General features: G+C 62.4%; 2 protein-coding genes. Both read right to left on the bottom strand.

Going from position 1 to position 1,576, the window contains the following annotated elements:
* Nucleotides 1-288: hypothetical protein (locus tag AC4FS3_RS28620; protein ID WP_491023358.1), on the bottom strand; the 288-nt coding region annotated here is incomplete at its 3' end.
* 92 nt (nucleotides 289-380) lie between these two features.
* Nucleotides 381-1,576, bottom strand: a 1,196-nt coding sequence (locus AC4FS3_RS28615) for a hypothetical protein (protein WP_491023357.1), incomplete at its 5' end; no start/stop codon positions are given.

Below are 1,576 nucleotides of genomic sequence, written 5' to 3'. Positions count from 1 at the left end.
GGCGCCAAGGGAGCCGGTCAGATAGGCCACAGAACCGCCCGCCGCACCGCTGCCTGCGCCAAGTGCGTCGGACGGCAGTCCCAGCCAGTGGCCGATCAGCGGCGCACCCAGACCTCCCAAGCCCGCCGCGATCGCTGCACCAAGAGCGATGTGGCGCAGCGCATCGCGCGCAGTCACCCGGATCACAAGGGCATTCGTCGCGCCCCCAAGAGCGCCCCAGATCACCGCTGCCATGACGGACCCGGCAAGGATTGCGGCCTTGATCTCGGCCCAGAGATTGGAATCCATGGCGCCTCCTGCGCTTCACAACATCGCGGCGATCAGGGCCGCCCATATAGCGGCCCCGCCGAGGATCGACGGGACCAGCCACCAGCAGGGGGTCATAACGTTGCGACAAATCTCTGCGCCAAGAAATCGTATCCAGACCCGATTGTGTTAACGAGGTGCAGGCCGTCAGCGAACGATCCATTGTCAACCATCTGCTGATAGGTCAGCACATCCAGCCAGTTGAAGAAGCTGGTTCCCGCCATTCTGCTGGCGCGATCCGCGAACATGCGACGGTATGCCGGAAGCTCCAGACCGTCCGGGCTTGCATCTGGATGATCAACAAACACGATCCAGGTCAGTTCTCGCAGATCCCATCCTTGCTCCGTCCAGAGTTCGGCATAGTAGGTCTGGATTGCCTCGACATCATCCAGGAAACCGAGAGGACTGTCGGCGTCTGTGATCGCCCGCCGACCAAGCGACGGCTGAAGAGTTTCGTTTCTCTGGTTGTGCCCCTCGTTGATGTGGAAGGTCACGTTGACCCGCTGGCCACGCTCGACTTGCAAGCGGCGCAACTCCGCGAGGAAATTGATCTCCCGGTTCCGATCTGCCGCGAGAATAGCCGCCGCGATATCATATGCGGACTGGCCGCCGGCAGCGTAGCGCACATGATAGCTGATCCCGTGCAAAGCATCACGATCCTCGACCCGCAGCATGGTGGAGAAGAATGGCCCCACCAGAGTGTCGCCATGACCGACCAAACGGGCCGCGAAGTTTGTGCCCGCGCGGCTGGCATCAGCGGGGATGTCAAAGAAGCCGTGGCGCATCGTCTCGCCGGCAGCCGCGTCGATGGTGCTGATCCAGTCGCTCGACCCGATGATGTTGAAAACGCTATCCTCACGGCGAACCCGGACGCGGAACTGTCCTGCTGCGCCTGCCGAAGGGAAGGTTGCATAGTCGAAGTGGACGCGAAGGTTGTGTTTCGGGTTGATAGTTCCGACCTGCAACTGATCTGCCGGAGTGAAGAACACTGCCCCCGCCGGGCCTGCAACATTGGCTCCGTCGGCCACATAGGACAGGGGGCCGATTGCGACCGCAGAGGACGCCAGATCGGCGCTCATGCCCGAGGTCGCCCCGACGGCAACAGCGCGGTTCAACCCGGTAGCATAAGATCCGTACTTCTCGGCCAGCCTCGCCTGCATCCACCTCGCCAGCCCGCCACCGCCGAACTGGCCGTGACTGTTGGAGAGCATAACGATATCGACCCTCTCGGTATCTGCCCGCCGCAGCGCGTCAAGACCATTACGGGAGT

The organism is Pseudogemmobacter sp. TB195, assembly GCF_058313095.1.
The sequence above is the reverse complement of the archived record's forward strand: the minus strand, read 5'-3'. Positions and strand labels throughout refer to the sequence as shown.